Annotated in this window: 18 protein-coding genes and 2 pseudogenes; 13 read left to right on the forward strand and 7 right to left on the reverse strand. The window is 75.3% G+C overall.

Going from position 1 to position 20,213, the window contains the following annotated elements:
* Positions 1–11 precede the first annotated feature (11 nt).
* On the forward strand, positions 12–662 hold the full coding sequence (locus tag LUW75_RS07715; RefSeq protein ID WP_250334958.1) for a TetR/AcrR family transcriptional regulator: 651 nt from the start codon (positions 12–14) through the stop codon (positions 660–662).
* Positions 663–1,041: 379 nt separating this feature from the next.
* Here LUW75_RS07715 and helR read toward each other — a convergent pair whose 3' ends face one another.
* On the reverse strand, positions 1,042–3,207 hold the full coding sequence (gene helR, locus LUW75_RS07720; RefSeq protein ID WP_250334959.1) for an RNA polymerase recycling motor ATPase HelR: 2,166 nt from the start codon (positions 3,205–3,207) through the stop codon (positions 1,042–1,044).
* A gap of 401 nt (positions 3,208–3,608) precedes the next feature.
* On the opposite strand from helR, the gene deoC reads away from it, so the two are divergent.
* The 4 genes from deoC to LUW75_RS07740 all read left to right on the forward strand — a co-directional run bounded on the left by deoC (position 3,609) and on the right by LUW75_RS07740 (position 7,772).
* Positions 3,609–4,559: a deoxyribose-phosphate aldolase gene (gene deoC / locus LUW75_RS07725; protein ID WP_250334960.1), complete on the forward strand. Its 951-nt coding sequence runs from the start codon at positions 3,609–3,611 to the stop codon at positions 4,557–4,559.
* A 5-nt stretch (positions 4,560–4,564) separates the two neighbouring features.
* Positions 4,565–6,025 (forward strand): aldehyde dehydrogenase family protein, encoded by a 1,461-nt coding sequence (locus tag LUW75_RS07730; RefSeq protein WP_250334961.1) that lies wholly within the window; start codon positions 4,565–4,567, stop codon positions 6,023–6,025.
* Positions 6,022–6,933, forward strand: a complete 912-nt coding sequence (locus LUW75_RS07735; protein ID WP_250334962.1) for an aldehyde dehydrogenase family protein — start codon at positions 6,022–6,024, stop codon at positions 6,931–6,933. The genes LUW75_RS07730 and LUW75_RS07735 overlap by 4 nt, the downstream gene beginning before the upstream one ends.
* Before the next feature lie 200 nt (positions 6,934–7,133).
* Positions 7,134–7,772, forward strand: coding sequence for a uridine kinase family protein (locus tag LUW75_RS07740; protein WP_250334963.1), 639 nt, complete (start codon positions 7,134–7,136; stop codon positions 7,770–7,772).
* Between the two features lie 237 nt (positions 7,773–8,009).
* Here the strand turns inward: LUW75_RS07740 and LUW75_RS07745 are convergent.
* Positions 8,010–8,788: pseudogene (locus LUW75_RS07745) on the reverse strand (SigE family RNA polymerase sigma factor).
* Between the two features lie 189 nt (positions 8,789–8,977).
* Here LUW75_RS07745 and afsQ1 point away from each other — a divergent pair.
* The 5 genes from afsQ1 (at position 8,978) to LUW75_RS07770 (ending at position 12,968) form a co-directional block, all read left to right on the forward strand.
* Positions 8,978–9,655: a two-component system response regulator AfsQ1 gene (afsQ1, locus tag LUW75_RS07750; protein WP_250334964.1), complete on the forward strand. Its 678-nt coding sequence runs from the start codon at positions 8,978–8,980 to the stop codon at positions 9,653–9,655.
* A 92-nt stretch (positions 9,656–9,747) separates the two neighbouring features.
* On the forward strand, positions 9,748–11,289 hold the full coding sequence (locus tag LUW75_RS07755; RefSeq protein WP_462933785.1) for an ATP-binding protein: 1,542 nt from the start codon (positions 9,748–9,750) through the stop codon (positions 11,287–11,289).
* A gap of 73 nt (positions 11,290–11,362) precedes the next feature.
* Entirely contained in the window at positions 11,363–11,902 is a 540-nt protein-coding gene (locus LUW75_RS07760) for a hypothetical protein (RefSeq protein ID WP_250334965.1), read from the forward strand.
* Positions 11,903–12,092: 190 nt separating this feature from the next.
* The gene (locus tag LUW75_RS07765; RefSeq protein ID WP_250334966.1) at positions 12,093–12,677 is read left to right on the forward strand and encodes a VanZ family protein; all 585 of its coding nucleotides are present in this window, start codon (positions 12,093–12,095) and stop codon (positions 12,675–12,677) included.
* A 90-nt stretch (positions 12,678–12,767) separates the two neighbouring features.
* The gene (locus tag LUW75_RS07770; RefSeq protein ID WP_250334967.1) at positions 12,768–12,968 is read left to right on the forward strand and encodes a PspC domain-containing protein; all 201 of its coding nucleotides are present in this window, start codon (positions 12,768–12,770) and stop codon (positions 12,966–12,968) included.
* Between the two features lie 104 nt (positions 12,969–13,072).
* Here the strand turns inward: LUW75_RS07770 and LUW75_RS07775 are convergent, their stop codons facing one another.
* Positions 13,073–13,447, reverse strand: coding sequence for an ATP-binding protein (locus LUW75_RS07775; RefSeq protein ID WP_250334968.1), 375 nt, complete (start codon positions 13,445–13,447; stop codon positions 13,073–13,075).
* Between the two features lie 149 nt (positions 13,448–13,596).
* Positions 13,597–13,836 (reverse strand): annotated as a pseudogene (locus LUW75_RS24920) (adenosine deaminase); the annotation flags it as partial.
* A gap of 513 nt (positions 13,837–14,349) precedes the next feature.
* Between LUW75_RS24920 and LUW75_RS07785 the strand changes: the two are divergent.
* Positions 14,350–15,126 (forward strand): alpha/beta fold hydrolase, encoded by a 777-nt coding sequence (locus LUW75_RS07785; RefSeq protein WP_250334970.1) that lies wholly within the window; start codon positions 14,350–14,352, stop codon positions 15,124–15,126.
* A gap of 1 nt (position 15,127) precedes the next feature.
* On the opposite strand, the gene LUW75_RS07790 is transcribed toward LUW75_RS07785, so the two are convergent.
* Entirely contained in the window at positions 15,128–15,547 is a 420-nt protein-coding gene (locus LUW75_RS07790) for a hypothetical protein (RefSeq protein ID WP_250334971.1), read from the reverse strand.
* 48 nt (positions 15,548–15,595) lie between these two features.
* Positions 15,596–16,558 carry a LysR family transcriptional regulator gene (locus tag LUW75_RS07795; RefSeq protein ID WP_250334972.1) on the reverse strand — a complete coding sequence of 321 codons (963 nt, stop codon included), beginning with the start codon at positions 16,556–16,558 and terminating at the stop codon, positions 15,596–15,598.
* 63 nt (positions 16,559–16,621) lie between these two features.
* Here LUW75_RS07795 and LUW75_RS07800 point away from each other — a divergent pair, with 63 nt between their 5' ends.
* Complete coding sequence (locus tag LUW75_RS07800; protein ID WP_250334973.1) at positions 16,622–17,935, forward strand: MFS transporter; 1,314 nt, start codon at positions 16,622–16,624, stop codon at positions 17,933–17,935.
* Between the two features lie 218 nt (positions 17,936–18,153).
* Here the strand turns inward: LUW75_RS07800 and LUW75_RS07805 are convergent, their stop codons facing one another.
* A complete protein-coding gene (locus LUW75_RS07805) occupies positions 18,154–19,113 on the reverse strand; it encodes a D-2-hydroxyacid dehydrogenase family protein (RefSeq protein ID WP_250334974.1) in 960 nt (319 codons plus the stop codon).
* Positions 19,114–19,451: 338 nt separating this feature from the next.
* On the opposite strand from LUW75_RS07805, the gene LUW75_RS07810 reads away from it, so the two are divergent.
* On the forward strand, positions 19,452–20,162 hold the full coding sequence (locus LUW75_RS07810; RefSeq protein ID WP_462933705.1) for a L,D-transpeptidase family protein: 711 nt from the start codon (positions 19,452–19,454) through the stop codon (positions 20,160–20,162).
* The last annotated feature ends 51 nt before the right edge of the window (positions 20,163–20,213 follow it).

Genomic DNA, 20,213 nt, shown 5'->3' on the forward strand with positions numbered 1-20,213 from the left:
AGCTGTCAAGCGTGAACGTGAGAGACCGCGCGCCCCTCGACCGCAAGCGGGTCGCGGACGCGGCCCTGAAGCTCCTCAACGAGGTGGGCCTGGAAGGGCTGACGCTGAGCGCCATCGGCCGCGAGCTGGGCGTCAAGGCACCCGCCCTGTACTGGCACTTCAAGGACAAGCAGGCGCTGCTCGACGAGATGGCCACGGAGATGTACCGCCGCATGGTCGCCGGCATCCCCCTCCACCCCGCCGACACCTGGCGGGAACGGTTGCGCAAGTCCGCCCACGGCCTGCGCGGGGCGCTGCGCGACTACCGCGACGGCGCGAAGGTCTTCAGCGGCTCGCGCTTCACGGGCGTCGAGCACGCCGAGCGGATGGAGGAGGACCTGCGCCTCCTCACGGCCGCCGGCTTCACCCTCCCCCAGGCGGTCCGGGCCACCACGACGACGTACCTGTACACGGTCGGCTTCGTCACCGAGGAGCAGGGCGTCGAGCCGCTGCCCGGTGAGCGGCGCGAGGGCTACGACCTCGGGGAACGCGCCCGGATGCTGGCCGACTTTCCGCTGTCCGCCGCCGCGGGCGCCGAGATCTTCGCGGACTACGACCGGCACTTCGCGGAGGGGCTGGAACTCGTGATCGCCGGCGTCGCGGCGCGGTACGGCGTCGGCTGACCGGCACCCGGGACGGGCGGGCGGACCCGGAAGCGGGCGGCGGGACCCGGCTCCGACGGCCCCACGAGACCCACGGGATCCACCAGCCCGCCGAGCCCGACGAGCCCGACGGACCCGACGGGCCCGCCGCCGGAAGGGGGCGTCGCCGAGAGGGAGGCGTCGCCGAGAGGGAGGTGCCGCCGAGAGGGAGGTGCCGCCGAGAGGGAGGTGCCGCCGGGAGGAAGGTGCCGCCGGGAGGAAGGTGCCGCCGGGAGGGAGGTGCCACGGAAACCGCCGGGGCGCCCCTCCGCCGCGACCGCGACCGCGGCGGGCGCGCCTCCCGGGTCCCGCCGTTCCACGGGACCCGGAGACGGGCCGGCGGCTCCGGCTCCGGCGCCGCTCAGCGGCTGGAGAGGACCACGAGCCGCCGGGTCGCCCTGGTCATCGCCACGTAGCGGTCCACCGCCCCCGTCACGCCCGCACCGAACCGCTCCGGGTCCACGAGGACCACCATGTCGAACTCCAAGCCCTTCGACAGCTCCGGGGTCAGCGACCGGACGCGGGGCCGGCCCCGGAAGCCGGGGGCGCCGATGACGCAGGCGGTCCCGTCCGCGTGCGTGCCGAGCCAGTCGTCGAGGACCGCGTCCAGCTCCTCTGCGGAGCCGTACTCCACGGGGACGCCGCCGCTGCGGACGGACACCGGCACGTTGGCGTCCGGCAGCACCTCCCGGATGACCGGCTCGGCCGCCGCCATGACCTCCTCCGGCGTCCGGTAGTTGACGGTCAGCGACGCCACCTCGACCCGGTCCAGCCCGACCCTCCCCAGCCGCTCCCGCCATGTCTCCGTGAACCCGCGCCTGGCCTGGGCCCGGTCCCCGACGACGGTGAAGCTCTGGGACGGGCAGCGCAGCAGCAGCATCTGCCACTCCGCGTCCGTCAGCTCCTGCGCCTCGTCCACGACGACGTGCGCGAACGGCCCGGCGAGGACGTCCGGTTCGACGGCGGGGAGCGCGGACTCGTCGACCAGGCTGTCCCGCAGGTCCTGCCCGTGCAGCATCGTCACCGCGCCCTCCCCGTCGGCGTCGGCCGCGATCACGTCGTCGATGACGGCGGACATCCGCTCGCGTTCGGCGGCGACGGCGGCCCGGCGGCGCCGCCCGCGCACGGCCGCCGCCGGGTCGCCGAGCCGCTGCCGGGCCGCGTCCAGGATCGGCAGGTCGGACACCGTCCACGCCTGCCCGTCGGCCCGCTGGAGCCTCCGCACGTCCTCGGGGCCCAGCCAGGGCGCGCACATCCGCAGGTACGCGGGGACCGTCCACAGGTCGCCCACCAGGTCGGCCGCCTCGATCAGCGGCCACGCGGCGCCGAGGGCGCCGGTCAGCTCGTCGTCCCGGCTCAGCGCCCTGCGGAGCAGCCCGGCCGGCACGCCGTCACCGTGCTTGTCCAGCAGGATCGCGACCAGTTCCTCCCAGATCCGCTCCCGCGCCTCGTTGTGCGGCACGCCGGGCTCCGCCGCCCCGAACGCCTCCGCCCAGTCCTCGGCCGTCAGCCGCACCTCACCCCACGGCGTGGTGACGGTCATGCCCTCGGCAGGGGGCGTCTCGTAGAACGCGACGGCCTTCTCGACGGCCTTCACCATGTCCGCGGACGACTTGAGGCGGGCCGCCTCCGGGTCGGCCTCGGGGACCGCCCCGGCGCCCTCGGCGACGAGGTCCCGCAGGGTGCAGGTGCGCACCCCCTCCTCGCCGAGGCCGGGAAGCACGTCGGCGACGTACGCCAGGTACGGGCGGCTGGGGCCGACGAACAGCACGCCGCCCCGGCGGTGCCCGAACCGGGGGTCGGAGTACAGCAGGTAGGCGGAACGGTGCAGCGCGACGACGGTCTTGCCGGTGCCCGGACCGCCGTCCACGACGAGGGTCCCGCGCGATCCCGCCCGGATGACGGCGTCCTGGTCCGCCTGGATGGTGGCGAGCACGTCCCGCATCCGGTCGGACCGGTCGGCCCCCAGGGCGGCGATGAAGGCGGACTGGTCGTCCAGCGCGGCGCTGCCCTCCAGCCCCTCGGCGGTGAACGCCTCGTCCCAGTAGTCGCCGACCCGGCCGTGAATCCATCGGTACCTGCGGCGGCTCGCCAGGCCCATCGGGTCGGCGTGGGTCGCCGCGAAGAACGGCTCGGCCGCCGGGGAACGCCAGTCGACCAGCAGCCGGCGGCCCGCGCCGTCGGTGAGACCCAGCCGTCCGACGTACACGGGCTCCGGGTCGTCCACGCCCACCATGCGCCCGAGGCACAGGTCCAGGCCGAAGCGGCGCAGGGTGCGCAGGCGGGCGGTCAGCCGGTGGATCTCGATGTCCCGCTCCATCGCCTCCCGGCCGGCGCCGCCGGGCGCCCTGCGCATGGCGTCGAGACGGCCGGACAGGTCGGCGACCGACTGCTCCAGGCATTCCGCGACCGCCGTGAAGTGCTCCTCGTCGCGGGCGATCAGCGCGGGGTCGGCCTTGGGCGCGAGGCGGCCGGGGAGGTCGAACGCATGGACGGCGCGCATCTCACCCTTGACAAAATCACTCATATAGCGTGAATCTCGCAATCCTACAGCTTCCGGTATCGGCCTGCGATTGTGCGCCCTCACGGGGGCCTTGCCGCAAGACCCCCGGTGCGCTATACGTTGAAAATGGCGAGGAGCACCGGCTCCCGCCTCTTCCGTCGTCCGGGCCCGTGAATCCCCCGCCGGGGGCCGTCCCGCGACCCCGCGGCCCGGCCCGCCGCGCCCCCGAGCCCGCTGCGGCCCGCCGGCCGCCGCGGCCTCGAGCCGACCGGTCGCCGCCCACCGCGACCGCGCCCCGTGCCCACCAGGACGTGACGCGGCTCACCCGCCCCGTGCCCACCTGGGACTTCCGTACCCGTGGACGCGGTGTCCGCACTCCGGGCTGTACAGGCCGCTACGCGCGTAGATATGCTCCCCTGGTGACCATGCCCACCCATGCACTCGCTGACGTGACCGCGTCCGACAGCACGCTGCGCCGCTTCCTCCACGGGCTGCCCGGTGTGGATGCCGTCGGCCTCGGGGCGCGCGCCGCCGTCCTCGGTACGCGCTCGATCAAGACCACGGCCAAGGCGTACGCCATCGACCTGGCCATCTCGATGATCGACCTGACGACGCTCGAAGGCGCGGACACCCCGGGCAAGGTCCGGGCACTGGCCGCCAAGGCCGTCCGTCCCGACCCGACCGACCGCGCCGCCCCGCACACGGCCGCCGTCTGCGTCTACCCCGACATGGTGGCGACCGCCAGGGCCGCCCTCGCCGCGGCGGGCTCGACGGACGTGAAGGTCGCCTCCGTCGCCACCGCCTTCCCCGCCGGCCGCGCCGCGCTCGACGTGAAGCTCGCGGACACCCGCGACGCCGTCGCCGCCGGGGCCGACGAGATCGACATGGTGATCGACCGGGGCGCCTTCCTCGCGGGGCGGTACCTGAAGGTGTACGAGGAGATCCGCGCCGTGAAGGAGGCCTGCGGCGGTGCCCGGCTGAAGGTCATCTTCGAGACCGGCGAGCTCTCCACGTACGACAACATCCGCCGCGCCTCCTGGCTCGGCATGCTCGCGGGCGCGGACTTCGTCAAGACCTCGACCGGCAAGGTCGCGGTCAACGCCACCCCCGCCAACACGCTCCTGATGCTGGAGGCGGTGCGCGACTTCCGCGCCCTGACCGGCGTCCAGGTGGGGGTGAAGCCCGCGGGCGGCATCCGCACCTCCAAGGACGCGATCAGGTTCCTGGTCCTGGTCAACGAGACCGCGGGCGGGGACTGGCTGGACGACCGCTGGTTCCGCTTCGGCGCGTCGAGCCTGCTGAACGACCTGCTCATGCAGCGCCAGAAGCTGGCCACCGGACGGTATTCCGGTCCCGACTACGTGACGGTGGACTGATCACCATGGCATCCGCATTCGAGTACGCACCCGCCCCCGAGTCCCGCTCGGTCGTCGACATCGCGCCGTCGTACGGCCTGTTCATCGACGGCGAGTTCACCGACGCGGCGGACGGCGCGGTCTTCAAGACCGTCTCCCCCTCCACCGAGGAGGTCCTCTCCGAGGTCGCCCGGGCCGGCGCCGAGGACGTGGACCGCGCCGTGCGCGCGGCCCGGAAGGCGTTCGCGAAGTGGTCGGCGCTGCCCGGCTCCGAGCGCGCCAAGTACCTGTTCCGCATCGCGCGGATCATCCAGGAGCGCTCCCGCGAGCTGGCCGTCCTGGAGACCCTGGACAACGGCAAGCCGATCCGGGAGACCCGCGACCACGACCTGCCGCTGGTCGCCGGGCACTTCTTCTACTACGCGGGCTGGGCCGACAAGCTGAACCACGCCGGCTTCGGCCCCCGCCCCAGGCCGCTGGGCGTGGCCGGCCAGGTCATCCCCTGGAACTTCCCGCTGCTGATGCTGGCGTGGAAGATCGCCCCCGCGCTCGCCGCAGGCAACACGGTCGTCCTCAAGCCGGCCGAGACGACCCCGCTGTCGGCGCTGTTCTTCGCGGACGTGTGCCGCCGGGCGGGCCTGCCCAGGGGCGTCGTCAACATCCTCCCCGGGTACGGGGACGCGGGCGCCGCCCTGGTCGAGCACCCGGACGTGGACAAGGTCGCCTTCACCGGCTCCACCGCCGTCGGCAAGGCCATCGCCCGGCAGGTCGCGGGGACGCGCAAGAAGCTCACGCTGGAGCTGGGCGGCAAGGGCGCCAACATCGTCTTCGACGACGCCCCGATCGACCAGGCCGTCGAGGGCGTCGTCACGGGCATCTTCTTCAACCAGGGACAGGTCTGCTGCGCCGGCTCGCGCCTCCTGCTGCAGGAGTCGGTGCACGACGAGTTCCTCGACGCCCTGAAGCGCCGCCTGTCCACACTGCGCCTCGGCGATCCGCTGGACAAGAACACCGACATCGGCGCCGTCAACTCGCCCGAGCAGCTGGCCCGCATCACGGCGCTCGCGGAGACCGGCGAGGCGGAGGGCGCCGAGCGCTGGTCGCCCGCCTGCGAGCTGCCTCCGAGGGGCTACTGGTTCGCGCCGACGCTCTTCACGGGCGTCACCCAGGCGCACACGATCGCCCGCGAGGAGGTCTTCGGCCCGGTCCTGTCGGTGCTGACGTTCCGCACACCGGCCGAGGCCGTCGCCAAGGCGAACAACAGCCGGTACGGCCTGTCGGCGGGCGTCTGGACGGAGAAGGGCTCCCGCATCCTCGCGGTCGCCGACAGGCTCCGCGCGGGCGTCGTGTGGGCCAACACGTTCAACAGGCTCGACCCGGCGTCGCCGTTCGGCGGCTACAAGGAGTCGGGCTTCGGCCGCGAGGGCGGCCGGCACGGTCTGGAGGCGTACCTCGCCCCGTCGAGCCCGGAGGATGAGCGCCGATGAGCGGCACCGGAGACCAGAACCGCCTGAGCGTCTTCAAGACCTACAAGCTGTACGTCGGGGGGAAGTTCCCCCGCAGCGAGAGCGGCCGGGTGTACGAGGTGACAGACAGCAAGGGGACGTGGCTGGCCAACGCGCCGCTCTCGTCCCGCAAGGACGCGCGGGACGCGGTCGTCGCCGCGCGCAAGGCGTTCGGCGGCTGGTCCGGCGCCACGGCGTACCTGCGCGGCCAGATCCTGTACCGGGTCGCGGAGATGATGGAGGGCCGCAGGGGCCAGTTCGTCCGCGAGGTGGCGCACGCGGAGGGCCTGTCGAAGTCGAAGGCCGCCGAGGTCGTCGAGGCCGCCGTGGACCGCTGGGTCTGGTACGCGGGCTGGACGGACAAGGTGAGCCAGGTCCTCGGCGGCGCCAACCCCGTCTCGGGCCCCTTCTTCAACCTGTCCACGCCGGAGCCGACCGGGGTCGTCGCCGTCGTCGCCCCGCAGGAGTCGTCGCTGCTGGGCCTGGTCTCGGTGGTCGCCCCGGTGATCGCCACGGGCAACACGGCGGTCGTCGTGGCCAGCGAGCGGGCCCCGCTGCCCGCCCTGTCGCTGGCCGAGGTCCTGGCCACCTCGGACGTACCGGGCGGGGTCGTGAACATCCTGTCGGGCCGCACGGCGGAGATCGCCGCTCCGCTCGCCGCACACCAGGACGTCAACGCCGTCGACCTGACGGGCGCGGGTCCCGAGCTCGCCCGCGACCTGGAGGTGGCGGCGGCCGACAACCTGAAGCGCGTCCTGCGCCCCCGGGGCGCGGACGGCGGCGCCGACTGGACCGCCGACCCCGGCACGGGCCGCCTCACGGCGTTCCTGGAGACCAAGACGGTCTGGCACCCGACCGGCTCCCTGGGCGCGTCCGGCTCGGCGTACTGAGCGGCCCCGCCCCGCCGCCCCTCCCCCGGGGGGCGGCGGGGCGCCCCTCCCGGGGACGCCCGTACCCGGGGCACACCGTACGCAGGACGGCCCGCACGCGGGGCGAGCGGCCGGTCGCGCTCCGCGGGGAGGGGGTGGCGCCGCCACCGGGGCCTCCCGGTGGGGTCCCGCTCCGGGCCGATGGTCCACACTGGTGTCCCGTGAGTTCCCCACCGATCCCGACCCGCGTCGTGCTGCTCGCGGGTCCCTCAGGTTCCGGCAAGTCGTCCCTCGCCGCCCGCGCCGGACTGCCCGTGCTCCGGCTCGACGACTTCTACAAGGAGGGCGACGACCCGTCCCTGCCGCTCGTGCCGGGCGGCACGGACGTCGACTGGGACTCCCCCGGGTCGTGGGACGCGGACGAGGCGGTCGCCGCGATCGCCGAGCTGTGCGCCACGGGCCGTGCGACCGTCCCCGTGTACGACATCTCCACCAGCTCCCGCGTCGGCCGCGCGACCCTGGACGTCGCCCGCGCGCCGCTGTTCGTCGCGGAGGGCGTCTTCGCGGCCGACGTCGCGCGCCGCTGCGAGGAGCTCGGGGTTCTGGCGGACGTGCTGTGCCTGTGCGGCCGGCCGTCCACGACGTTCCGCCGCCGGCTGGTGCGGGACCTGCGCGAGGGCCGCAAGTCGGTGCCGTTCCTGCTGCGCCGGGGATGGCGGCTGATGCGTGCCGAGCGGTCGGTCGTGGCCCGGCAGACGGCGCTGGGCGCGTACCCCTGCGGGAGGGACGAGGCGCTGGTCCGGCTCGCCGCCGCGGCGGTGGGACGGCAGCGCGGCCCGAGGACGCCGGAGCCGGTGTAGGCGGCGCGGCGGAGCCGGACGCGGCGACCGTGCGGAGTCCCCGCGGCCGGAGACCGCCGTGGCGCGCGGGACCGGACGCGGCGACCCCGCGGAGCCCTTCCCCGCGACGGGAACACCTGCGCCGGGCAAGCCCCCCAGCTCGCCCGGCGCAGGTGTTTCCGATCCCCCGATGGGATCCCCCGTGATCCCCGCGGGGTCCCCCCCACCTCCCCCGTGGGTTCCCCCCGCCCCCCGTCCTCAGGCCACGAGCTGGCCGAAGGACTCCTCCCGGTCACGGCCGAAGCTGAGGACCTCGTCCTCGCGCAGCCGGCGGAGCGACCGCCAGATGCTCGACTTCACCGTGCCGACGCTGATGTCCAGGATCTCCGCGATCTCCGGATCGGTGCGGCCCTCGTAGTAGCGCAGGACCAGCATGGTGCGCTGCAGCTCGGGCAGTCGGGCGAGCGCCTGCCAGAGCACCGTGCGCAGCTCCGTGCCGCGCATCGCGTCGGAGTCGCCCACCGTCTCCGGCAGCTCCTCCGTCGGGTACTCGTTGAGCTTGCGGCGCCGCCAGGCGCTGATGTGCAGGTTGGTCATCGTGCGGCGCAGGTAGCCGCCGACCGCCGCCTTGTCGCTGATCCGGTCCCAGGCGCGGTACGTCGAGAACAGCGCGCTCTGCAGCAGGTCCTCGGCCTCGTGCCGGTCCCCGGTCAGGTGGTAGGCGGTGGCGTACAGGGAGGCGCGGCGCTCCTGGACGTAGGCGGTGAAGGCGGCTTCCGCGTTCCTCTTCCTCGCCGGGCCCCTCCGCTCCCCCGCGGTCTCCCCGTGCGCCCTGCCCCCGTCGGTCAGGGCGACCACGCAGGGCGCCTTGTGCGGGCGTCCGGGGCCGCGGACGCGTCCCCGCCCCGCCCCGGGCTCCCGGTTCCGTTCGGCGGAGGGGGAGCCCCCTCGGCGCCGGACCGCCCGGTGCTCCGCGCGACGTCGTGGAGACGCGTGACAACTGCGTTCGAAGTGGTGCCGTGCTGCACTGCGTTCATCACGCCCCCCTGTCGTCGTGGAGTCGGCTCGTCCGTGTGGAAAAAAGACTGCCGAGGGGAGTTCATGGCGGTGTCCGCCGACTGTCACAGGCGTGTCACAGGGGCCCGCGGCGCACCGGTCTGGTACTGGAGGGACCGCCGGGGGCCCCGCGGGTCGAACTCGTCTCCCCCATGGGACAGAATGACGCCGTGCCTTTCCTGTTGCTGATCGAGGACGACGACGCCATCCGCACGGCCCTCGAACTCTCGCTGTCCCGCCAGGGCCACCGCGTGGCCACCGCGGCGACGGGTGAGGACGGCCTGAAACTGCTCCGGGAACAGCGGCCGGACCTGATCGTCCTGGACGTGATGCTGCCCGGTATCGACGGTTTCGAGGTGTGCCGGCGCATCCGGCGCACGGACCAGTTGCCGATCATCCTGCTGACCGCGCGCAGCGACGACATCGACGTGGTCGTCGGCCTGGAGTCGGGCGCGGACGACTACGTCGTCAAGCCGGTGCAGGGACGGGTGCTGGACGCCCGGATCCGCGCCGTGCTGCGGCGCGGGGAGCGGGAGACGACCGACTCGGCGACCTTCGGCGCGCTGGCCATCGACCGGTCGGCGATGACGGTGACGAAGAACGGCGAGGAGCTCCAGCTGACGCCGACCGAACTGCGGCTGCTGCTGGAGCTGAGCCGCCGGCCCGGGCAGGCGCTGTCGCGGCAGCAGCTGCTGCGGCTGGTGTGGGAGCACGACTACCTGGGCGACTCGCGCCTGGTGGACGCGTGTGTGCAGCGGCTGCGGGCGAAGGTGGAGGACGTTCCGTCGTCGCCGACCCTGATCCGTACGGTGCGCGGCGTCGGCTACCGGCTCGACGCCCCCGCGTGAGCGTGCGCGGAGGGCGGGGCGGTGCGCCGGGCGGTGCCGCCGAGGACGTACGCAGGGCTCTGGGCGCGGGGAGGCGGTGGACGAGCCTGCGGGTGCGGCTGATCGTCGTGTTCGGCCTGGTCGCGCTGACGGCAGCCGTGTCGGCGTCGGGAATCGCGTACTGGCTGAACCGCGAGGCGGTGCTGACGCGTACGCAGGAGGCGGCGCTCGGCGACTTCAAGCAGGAGATGCAGAACCGCGCGGCCGCGCTCCCGCCGCGGCCCACGCGGGAGGAGCTGCGGCGGACCGCCCGGTTGATGGCCCGGGGCGGCGGCGGGTACAGCGTGGTGCTGCTGGGCGAGCGGGACGGGGGCGAACAGGTCGTCGGGGCCTCGGACCCGGACCGGTTCGCGCTGGACGACGTGCCGGCGTCGCTGCGGGTGGCCGTGGACGAGGAGCAGGAGCTCACGGCCGCCAACAAGCACGCCTACCACGTGTTCTGGCTGCGGACGACGCTGCGCGGCACGCCGTACCTGGTGGGCGGGACGCGGATCGTCGGCGGCGGGCCGACCGGGTACATGCTGAAGTCGCTGGAGCCGGAGCGGCAGGACCTGAACTCGCTGGGCTGGTCGCTGGGGGTGGCGACGCTGCTGGCCCTGCTGGGGTCGGCGCTGCTGGCGCAGGTGGCGGCGACGACGGTGCTGAAGCCGGTGCACCGGCTGGGCGAGGCGGCGCGGCGGCTCGGCGAGGGGAAGCTCGACACGCGGCTGCGGGTGTCCGGTACGGACGAGCTCGCCGAGCTGGCGAGGACGTTCAACAGCGCCGCGGAGAGCCTCCAGAAGAAGGTCGCGGACATGAGCGCGCGGGAGGAGTCCAGCCGCCGGTTCGTGGCGGACATGTCGCACGAGCTGCGGACGCCGATGACGGCGCTGACGGCGGTGACGGAGGTCCTGGAGGAGGAGCAGGACAGTCTCGACCCCATGGTCGCCCCGGCGGTGTCGCTGGTGATCAGCGAGACGCGGCGGCTGAACACGCTGGTCGAGAACCTCATGGAGGTCACGCGGTTCGACGCGGGCACGGCGAAGCTGGTCCTGGACGACGTGGACGTGGCCGACCAGGTGACGGCCTGCATCGACGCGCGGGCGTGGCTGGACGCGGTGGAGCTGGACGCCGAACGGGGCATCGTGGCGCGGCTGGACCCGCGCCGGCTGGACGTCATACTGGCGAACCTGATCGGCAACGCGCTCAAGCACGGCGGTTCGCCGGTGCGGGTGTCGGTGCGCACGTCGGGCGACGACCTGATCGTGCGGGTGCGGGACCACGGGCCGGGCATTCCCGAGGACGTGCTGCCGCACGTCTTCGACCGGTTCTACAAGGCGAGCGCGTCCCGGCCGCGGTCGGAGGGGAGCGGGCTCGGACTGTCGATCGCCATGGAGAACGCGCTGGTCCACGGCGGCGACATCACCGCGGCCAACTCGCCGGACGGGGGCGGTGCGGTGTTCACGCTGCGGCTGCCCCGCGACGGTTCGAAGGTCGCGGCCCGCGACGGGGAGGGCGGCTCCGCGCACGGTGAGGGGGGCGGCCGCGACGGCCGCGGGAACGACGGTCCGGAGGACGGGGGGCAGCACGGTGGCGAGCGGGACGCGCGGGCCTGACACCGGCGGGCGTGCGGCGGGCCGGGGCCCGCGCGCGGAGCACGCCGGCGGTCCGGCCGCACGCCGATGGGGGGTGTCGGCCGGGGCGGCCGTGCTGGCCGCGGTCACCGCCGGGTGCGGCATCCGCACGACGTCGGTGCCGGTCGACGCGGGCGGGGCGCCGTCCCGGGTGCCGTGCAGCCTGTCGGAGACGGCCGCGCGGCCGACGGCGCCCGGCGCGGGGATGCCGGCGCGGGTGTACCTCGTGTGCGCGTCGGGCCTGGAGCCGGTGGAGCGCACCGTGCGGCCCGGGGGCGGCGTACCGGGCGGGGCGTCGCGGGCGGCCGTCGCGCAGGCGCTGCTCGACGCGATACGGGAGCGGCCCTCGCAGAGCGAGCGGCAGGCGGGCTTCACCACGTACCTGGAGGAGCCGCTGACGGTGTCGGCGGGCCGCGCGGGCGATCCGGAGGGCTCGCTGCGGCTGAGCCGGGGGCCGGAGGAGCTGCCGCCGGTGGCGCTGGCGCAGATCGTGTGCACGTACGGGGAGACGGACGCGACCTCGGTGCACGGCGCCGTGGTGCTGGGGGGCCGGGGGAGCACCCGGTGCGGCGCTATGTGTGCGACGGGGGAGTGAAGGACCGCCCGGAGTCCCCGGTGCCGACCCGGGCCCCCTGACCCGCTCCGGCCGTCCGGGCCGGTGGCGCCCGGCTCCGAACGGGCGGGTCCGCGGGTGTCCTGAGGGGGACGGGGCCTTCCCGGAAAGGGGAACCGATCCCGTCGGTGTCCGCGTCTTGGGGGGCGTGCAGCGTCAAGGTCCGGGCGGCATGGCCGTCATCCGCTACCGCGTCGCGGGGCTCGTCCTCCTCTCCCTCCATCTGGTGCTCGTGGGGTGGCTGACGCTGCGACCGCTGGACGTGATGTGGGTGACGGCGGCGAACCTGGAGCCGCTCGCCGGGATAAGGGCCGATCTGGCGCTGGGCCCGGTCGAGGCGGCGCGGCGGCTCGGCGAGGCGCTGGTGCTGCTGGCGCCGCTGGGCGTGCTGCTGCCGCTGGCGGACGCGCGGCTCGACGTGGCGCCGTGGGCGTCGCTGGTGCGGACGGTGTCCGCGGGGGCGCTGGTGTCCCTGGGGATCGAGCTGCTGCAGACGGCGGTGCCGGGCCGGGTGGTGGACGTGGACGCGGTGCTGCTGAACACGGCGGGGGTGGCGCTGGCGCACCTGGCGGTCGTGCCGGCGTTCCGGGCGCGGCTGCGGCGCAGGACGGGCGCGCCGGACCGCGGGGCGCGCACCGGTGCCGGGGCGGGCCGCCGGTCCTTCCCGGAGGAGGGGCGGCGGGGCGGCGCCCTTCGGACGGAGGAGGTCCCTCAGGGGAAGACCCCGAGGATTCCCAGGGTCGGGATCGCCCCGTAGTGGGAAGCTTTGTCCGGGGTAGGCGGGGAGGATGGAGTCATCGGAGGCCCGACGGCGGCCTCCGCGAAGCACCTCACGAAGGAGCCCACCATGGCCGCACTTGCCCGCCCTCGCGACGGACGCGTGATCGCCGGAGTATGCGCGGCGCTGGCACGGCGCTTCGGCACCTCGGCGACCACGATGCGTGTGATCTTCGCCGTGTCGTGTCTGCTGCCGGGTCCGCAGTTCCTGCTGTACCTGGCGCTGTGGATGCTGCTGCCGACGGAGAAGACCGCGACCCCGGCCTGGTAGCGGCCGCGGTCCCCTCGCCCCCGCCGCCTCCCCGGCGCGACGGACGGCGGTGGGCGCGCACCCGGAAGGTGCGCGCCCACCGCCGTCGTACGTCCGGGGCCGGTTCAGCCGAGGCCGGGGACCGGGAGGAGGCCGCCGAGGGGGAGGCCGCCGAGGAGCTTGGTGACCGGGTCGAGCGGGGTGTCGGCCGGTGCGACGGGGGCGGCTTCGGCGAGGGCGGCTTCGGCGGGAGTGGCTTCGGCGGGGGCGGCTTCGGCGGGGGCGGCTTCGGCGAGGGTGCCCTCGGCTCGGGTGGCGGTCTCGCCCGCTTCGCCGGACAGGTCGGAGGCGGTCTGCGCGACCGGTACCGACTCGGTGGCGGTCTCCACGACCTCGCCGGTGGGGATGTCGGTGAGCGCGGAGGCGCTGCCGGCGGCGGAGACGGCGAGGGCGGCGCCGAACACGGCGACACCGAGGGCCTTGGCGGCGGACTGCTTCATCGGAATTCGTCCTCGGGGGAATCGGGGATGAGCGGTTCCGCAAGCTAGCCATCGCGCGCTGCGTCCCGCAAACACCGGAGGCGGCCGGGGCGCGGGGCTCCCGGCCCCGCCCGTCCGCTCCCCGCGGCGGCGTCTCGGACCTCCTCCCGGGCAGACGCGCTGGTGGTGGCGGTCTGACCGAACAGCCGTTCGGGATCCCGCTCGGCGCATCCCGGCCCGGTCACGTCGTCGATCACCGCCAGTCGTTCATCGAAAGGGATGAAGGCGGACTTCATCGCGTTGACGGTGAGCCTCCGCATGTCGTCGAACCTGTGGTCGAACGCCTCGGTCAGCGGCTCGCACTCGCGGCTCGGGCCCGTTCCGGGCGTCAAGCGGTCGTCGATGTCGACGGCGACGACCCCGCCGGGGACGAGGCCCCCCTCCGGGTGCTGTTCGGGGACGTGGCGGACCTCCGCGCACCCGACGCCGTCCTCGTCGAGGTCCTCCGCGCACTCGGCGGCGGTGCGGAGAAGGGCCTCACGGGCACGGGCCTGCGCGACGGCGCAGGTGTGGGCGGGGGCCTCGCGGAACCACCTGCCGGGCCGGTCCGGTCCGGCCCCGGGCGGGGCGCCGTGGCCGCGCGCGGACCGGGGCGACGACCGTGCCGGGGCGCGGTCCCCGGCGAGGTGGTCGTGGGACGGGACCCTCGGGGCGCGGTGGACCCGGTCCGCGGTGGGGGGACCGGGTCCCGACGCGTCGTCTCCGGGCTCCGGTCCCCCCACCCGCGCTCGCCACCGCCCGGCTCCGCCCGGTCCGGGGCGGAGGCGTCCCGGAGGGGCGGCGGGCCGGCGGGGATCACTCGATACGGAACGGTGACCGTGTGTACGCATGGCGTACACCTGGTCTTCTGAGACTGTTCTGTCATGGCACACCACGCACTCGTAGGTCCGGGCCGCGCCCGGCAGCCGCGCCTGGGGCGGGCCGTAGGGGGTTCGGAGTCGGTGGCGACGGTCGGCGGGGTGGTCCTCCTCCTCCCGGACGGCACGCCCGAATCGGCGCGCCGCGCCTCGCCGCTGCACCGCGCCGCACTGCTCCCGCTGGCGCGGCGCCTCGTGCGGGCGGGCCGCGACGAGGGGCTGGTCGCGCACGTGGTGCGGTACCGGGGACGCGGCTGGAACGGCGCCGACGCGCGGCTCGCGGCGGACGCCCGGTGGGCCGTCGCCGAGGTGGTGCGGCGCCACGGCGACGTACCGGTCTGCCTCGCCGGGCACGGTATGGGAGGGCGGGCCGCGCTGCGGGCGGCCGGGCACCCGGCGGTGGCGTCCGTACTGGCGCTGGCGCCGTGGCTGCCGGAGGACGACGTGGCCGCCGAGCCGGAGCCGGTCCGGCAGCTCGTGGGCCGCCAGGTGATGATCGTGCACGGGACGACCGACGCCGCCGCCCACCCCGACCTGTCGTACTGGCTGGCGGTGCGGGCGAAGAAGGCGAACCGGTCGACGTGCCGCTTCGAGGTCCACTCGGACGGGCACGCGCTGCGTCAGCACCACGACGAGGTCGTCGCGCTGGCGACCGACTTCGTGCTGGGCTCGCTCTTCCACCGCCCCTACACCCGCCCGGTCACCGACGCCTTCGCGGCGCCGCCGCCCCTGGGGCTGCGGATGCCGCTGGCGGCCGGGTTCGGCCGTTCGCTGCGGTCCTGAGTCAGCTCTCCTCCGGGTTGCGCCGCGGGTCGGGTTCGCCGCCGGCGATGGTGTCGGCGTACTCGGACGGGTCGAGGGTGCCCCTGCGGTCCGGGTTGATGCCGGGGCTGCCGCCGGGCTGGCCCCCGCCGGTCGTGCCGTAGCCGCCCGGGACGCCGGGGACGCTGTCCGCGTCGGCCGCCTCGCGCGCGACCCGGCGGGTGGCGCGGACGCCGGCGCGGCGCTCGGGGTAGGGGTAGCTGAAGGGCCGTGAGGCCGCCCGCTCCTCCTCCGCCCGGCGGGCCGCCTCGGCGGCCTCCGCCTCGTGGCCGCTCCGCTGGTCCACCTCGCGCACCGGGTCGGCGCCGTGCGCCGGGTCCGCCCCGCGCTCCCGGTCCGGGTCGGGACGCCGTACGGGACGCTGGTCGTCGTTCCTGGTCATGGCCACCGGGTACCCGGCGCGCGCCGCCCGATGCCGTACGGCGCCCGCCTACTGCCCCGAGACGCCCAGCAGCCTGCCGCGGCGGGACAGCAGGAACTTCTTGAACGCCGCCACCGGGGGCGTGTCCGGGCGGCCCGCCTGCCAGGCGACGCCGATCTCGCGGACCGCGCGCGGCGCCGTCACCGCCAGTTCGACGACACCGGGCCGGGGCACCGCGGGCGGTGGCAGCAGGGCGACGCCCAGGCCGGCCGCGACCAGCCCGCGCAGCGTCTCCGCCTCCTCGCCCTCGAACGCGACGCGCGGCCGGAACCCCGCCTCGGCGCACAGGTCGTCGGTGATGCGGCGCAGCCCGTACCCCGGCTCCAGGGTCACGAAGGCCTCGTCGGCCGCCTCCGCGAGCCGGACGCGCCTGCGGCCGGCCAGCCGGTGGTCGTCCGGCACGACGAGCCGCAGCCGCTGCTCGTCGAGGCGGCGGGCGGCCAGGTCGGGGGCGTCGGGCACCGGCGAGGTCAGGCACAGGTCGAGCTCGCCCGCCCGGAGCCGCTCGATCATGGCCTCGCCGTAGTTCTGGACGAGGGTGAAGCGGACCCTGGGGTGGTCGACGCGGAACGCCCGCAGCAGGCCGGGCACGGTCTCCGAACCCATCGTGTGCAGGAAGCCGAACGCGACGCGCCCGGCCGTCGGGTGCACGTCGGCGCGCACGGCCTCGGCGGCCCGCTCCACGTCGCCGAGCGCCCGCTCCACGGACGCCAGGAACGTCCGGCCCGCCGGGGTCAGCGACAGGGTCCGGCCCTTGCGCGCGAACAACGTGACGCCCAGGTCCGCCTCCAGGCGCGCCACGGCCCGCGACAGCGTCGACTGGGGGACGCCGGTCTCCCGCGCGGCCCTGGTCACGTGCTCGTGGCGGGCGACGGCCGCGAAGTACGCCAGACGGGGGGCGAGCAGCAGTCCGGTCTCCTCCTCGTTGCCGGCCGGCGACGGCCGGGGCCGCGACCTGTACTCATGCGTCATGGGAACGATTAAAGCCTTTTCATGCATTGGACGCATGAGCCGGGCGCTCCGTACGGTCGAGGCATGTCTCCCGCCAGTACCGGGGCGTCCGCGGCAGCCGCGGACGCCGACACCCGCCTCGCCCCCGGCCGTCCCGGCCACCGCCGGATGAGCCTCGCCCTCCTCGCCGCCGGCGTCGCGGCGTTCGCCCTCCTCTACTCGACCCAGGCCCTGCTCCCGGCCGTCTCCGCCGATTTCGCGGTGAGCGCGTCGGCCGCCAGCTGGACCGTCTCCGCCGCGACCGGCGCGCTCGCGCTGTGCGTGCTGCCGCTGAGCGCCCTGTCGGAGCGGCTGGGACGGCGGGCCGTGATGACCGGTTCGCTGGTGACGGCCGTCGCCGTGGGCCTGCTGGTGCCGTTCGCGCCGACCCTGGAGTGGCTGATCTCGCTGCGCGCCGTGCAGGGCGCGGCGCTGGCCGGGCTGCCGGCGTCGGCGATGGCGTACCTGGCGGAGGAGGTGCGGCCGAAGGCCCTGGTCGCGGCGGTCGGGCTGTTCGTCGCGGGCAACAGCGTCGGCGGGATGTGCGGCCGCGTCGTGACCGGGTGGGCCGCGCAGCTGTGGGGCTGGCGGGCGGGACTCGCCGCCGTGGGGCTGACGGCGGCGGCGTGCGTCGTGGCGTACCGGCTGCTGCTGCCGGCCGCGCGGCACTTCACGCCCTCGTCGCCGGAGCCGCGCGCGGTGGCGCGGACGGTGCGCGCGCACCTGTCGGATCCGCTGCTGCTGCGGCTGTACGCGATCGGCGCGCTGTTCATGACGGTCTTCGGCGCCGTGTACACGGTGATCGGCTACCGGCTGACGGAGGCGCCGTTCTCGCTGCCGCAGGGGGTCGCCGGATCGGTGTTCCTCGTGTACCTGGTCGGTACGGCGTCGTCCGCCGCGGCCGGCGGGCTGGTCGGGCGCGCCGGGCGGCGCGGGGCGCTGTACCTGGCGGCGGCCGTGACGGCGGCCGGGCTGCTGCTGTCGTCGGCCGGTTCGCTGGCCGCCGTGCTGGCGGGACTGGTCCTCGTCACGGCGGGCTTCTTCGCCGGCCACGCGGTCGCCTCGTCGTCGGTGAGCCGGACGGCGGCCACCGGACGGGCGCAGGCGTCGGCGCTGTACCAGTCGGCGTACTACCTCGGCGGCAGCGCGGGCGGCACGCTCGGCGCTGCCGCCTACCACGCGGGCGGCTGGCCGGGCACGGTCCTGCTGGGCCTGGCCGCCGTCCTCGGCGTCGTCTCCCTCACCCTGTACGGCACGCACAGCGCCCGCGCGGCACGGCGGCGCGGGCCGGAGGGGCGGGGCGGCGCCGCCGGCGCGGGGCGGCGGACGCCGGTCGTCGCGGCGGGCGGACCCCGCTGAGGTGCGGCGCGAGCCGTGCGGTCCCGCCGGGCGACGGGTCCGGCCCCCCCGGCGCCGGGCGGCGGCGCGTCGCCGGACCGCGCCGGGCGGTCGCCGGACCGCCCTCCGCCGCGGGCCGGTCACCGGCGGCTCCCCGGGGTCGGCGGCTTCCCGGGCGCCGGGGCGGGAGCGACCGGCCGGGCGGTACGCGCGCGGTCCGGCTCCCGCGCGACGGGACGTCAGTTGAGGAGGCGCACCGGGCTGCCGGCCAGGTACGCCTCGATGTCCTCGACGGCCTGCCCGTAGTAGGTGCGGTAGTTGTTCCGCGAGACGTAGCCGAGGTGCGGGGTGGCCAGGAGCCGGGGCGCGGTGCGCACCGGGTGGTCCGCGGGCAGCGGCTCGACGTCGAAGACGTCGACGCCCGCCCCGGCGATCCGGCCCTCGTGCAGCGCGGCGAGCAGGGCCTCCTGGTCGACGACGGCCGAGCGGGAGGTGTTGACCAGGTACGCGGTGGGCTTGAGCAGGGCCAGCTCGGGGGCGCCCACCAGGCCGCGGGTCCGCTCGCCGAGCACGAGGTGGACCGAGACGAAGTCGCTCTCGCGCAGCAGTTCCTCCTTCGAGGAGGCCAGGCGGACGCCGACCTCGTCCGCGCGCTCCTCGGTGAGGTTCTCGCTCCAGGCCGCCACCTCCATGCCGAAGGCGAGGCCCACCCGGGCGACCCGGCTGCCGATCTTCCCCAGGCCGAGCAGGCCCAGGCGACGGCCGTGCAGGTCGGCGCCGACCGTGGACTGCCAGGGGCCGTTCGAGCGCAGGGCCTCGTTCTCGGTGACGATCCCCCGGGCGAGGCCGAGGAGCAGGGCCCAGGTCAGCTCGACCGGCGGGGTCGGGGAGCTCTCGGTGCCGCAGACCGTCACGCCGTTGCGTGCGGCGGCGGCGTGGTCGATGGCCGAGTTGCGCATGCCGGACGCGACGAGCAGCTTCAGCCGGGGCAGCCGGTCGAGCAGGGAGGCGGGGAAGGGGACGCGCTCGCGCAGGGTCACCGCCATGTCGAAGTCGGCGAGGGCGGAGGCCAGTTCGTCCTCCGTGGCGAAGTGCTCGGTGAAGCCGACCACCTCCACCCGGTCCTGGACGGGGCTCCAGTCGGCCACGCTGGTGGCGATGGCCTGGAAGTCGTCGAGCACAGCGCATCGAAGCCGCATGTCGGTCGTCTCCGTGTCTTTCCGCGGGTCGGTGGGCCCCGCACCCGGCAGGGGCGGGGCGGTGCCGCCGCGGTCCGCCTGCGCGCCGGTCGGCGGACCGCCCGGCGCACGCGTCTGACGGCCCGGCGGCCTCCGGAGAACCTACGACACGGGCGCGCCGCGGGTCCCGCCCACCCCGGTGCGGGCGCCCGCACCGCTTCCGCTCGGCACTCCCCCGCGTCCCGGGCGTCCCGGACGTCCCGGACGCCCGGGACGGACCGCCCCTTGACGTAACCGGCCCGCTGCACCGAACGTCCTACGGAACGGAGAACCGACCGGACACGAGGAGAAAGAGACGTATGGGGGCAAAGTGTGGGGCATGGCGGCGGCGCACCGCCGTCGCACTGGGCATGACCGGACTGGTCGCACCGCTGACGCTGGCCGTGGGCGCGGGCCCCGCGCAGGCGGCGGCGACGTGCACGACGCAGACCGGGCCGTACCAGAGGCAGGTGGAGAAGTTCCTCGGCAGACCGGTCGACGGCAGACAGTCGCCGGCGGACTGCCGGGCGATCCGGTCGTTCCAGCAGGCGCACGGCATCACGCCGTCCGTCGGCTACGCCGGGCCGCTCACCTGGCGCACGATGGACACGATCCTGAAGCAGCGGGCCGCCGGGAGGACGCCCAACAAGGCGGGGGCCTGCCCGGTCAACAAGGGCCGGATAGCCTGCGTCGACCTGACCCGGCAGCTCAGCTGGGTCCAGGACGGGTCGAAGCTGGTGTACGGGCCGGTGCCGGTCCGCACGGGCCGCGACGGCGCGGAGACCCGCACGGGCGCGAAGAAGATCTACTACCGGTCCCTCAACCACTGGTCGACCCTCTACAAGGTGTGGATGCCGCACTCGCAGTTCTTCGACGGCGGGCAGGCGTTCCACGCGACCACCAAGTCGATGTACAACCCGCCGGGTTCCGGGGGCTGCGTCAACATGCGGCCCGCCGACGCGAAGGCATACTGGAACCTGCTGCGCAACGGGGACGACGTCTTCGTGTACGGACGCAAGCCCGGCACCTGACGCACCGCCCCGGCCCGTGTTGTCAGTCCCCTCCGGTAGCTTCCCGGAGGG

The sequence above is a fragment of the Streptomyces sp. MRC013 genome (assembly GCF_023614235.1).
In the GTDB taxonomy this organism is placed as follows: Bacteria; Actinomycetota; Actinomycetes; order Streptomycetales; family Streptomycetaceae; genus Streptomyces.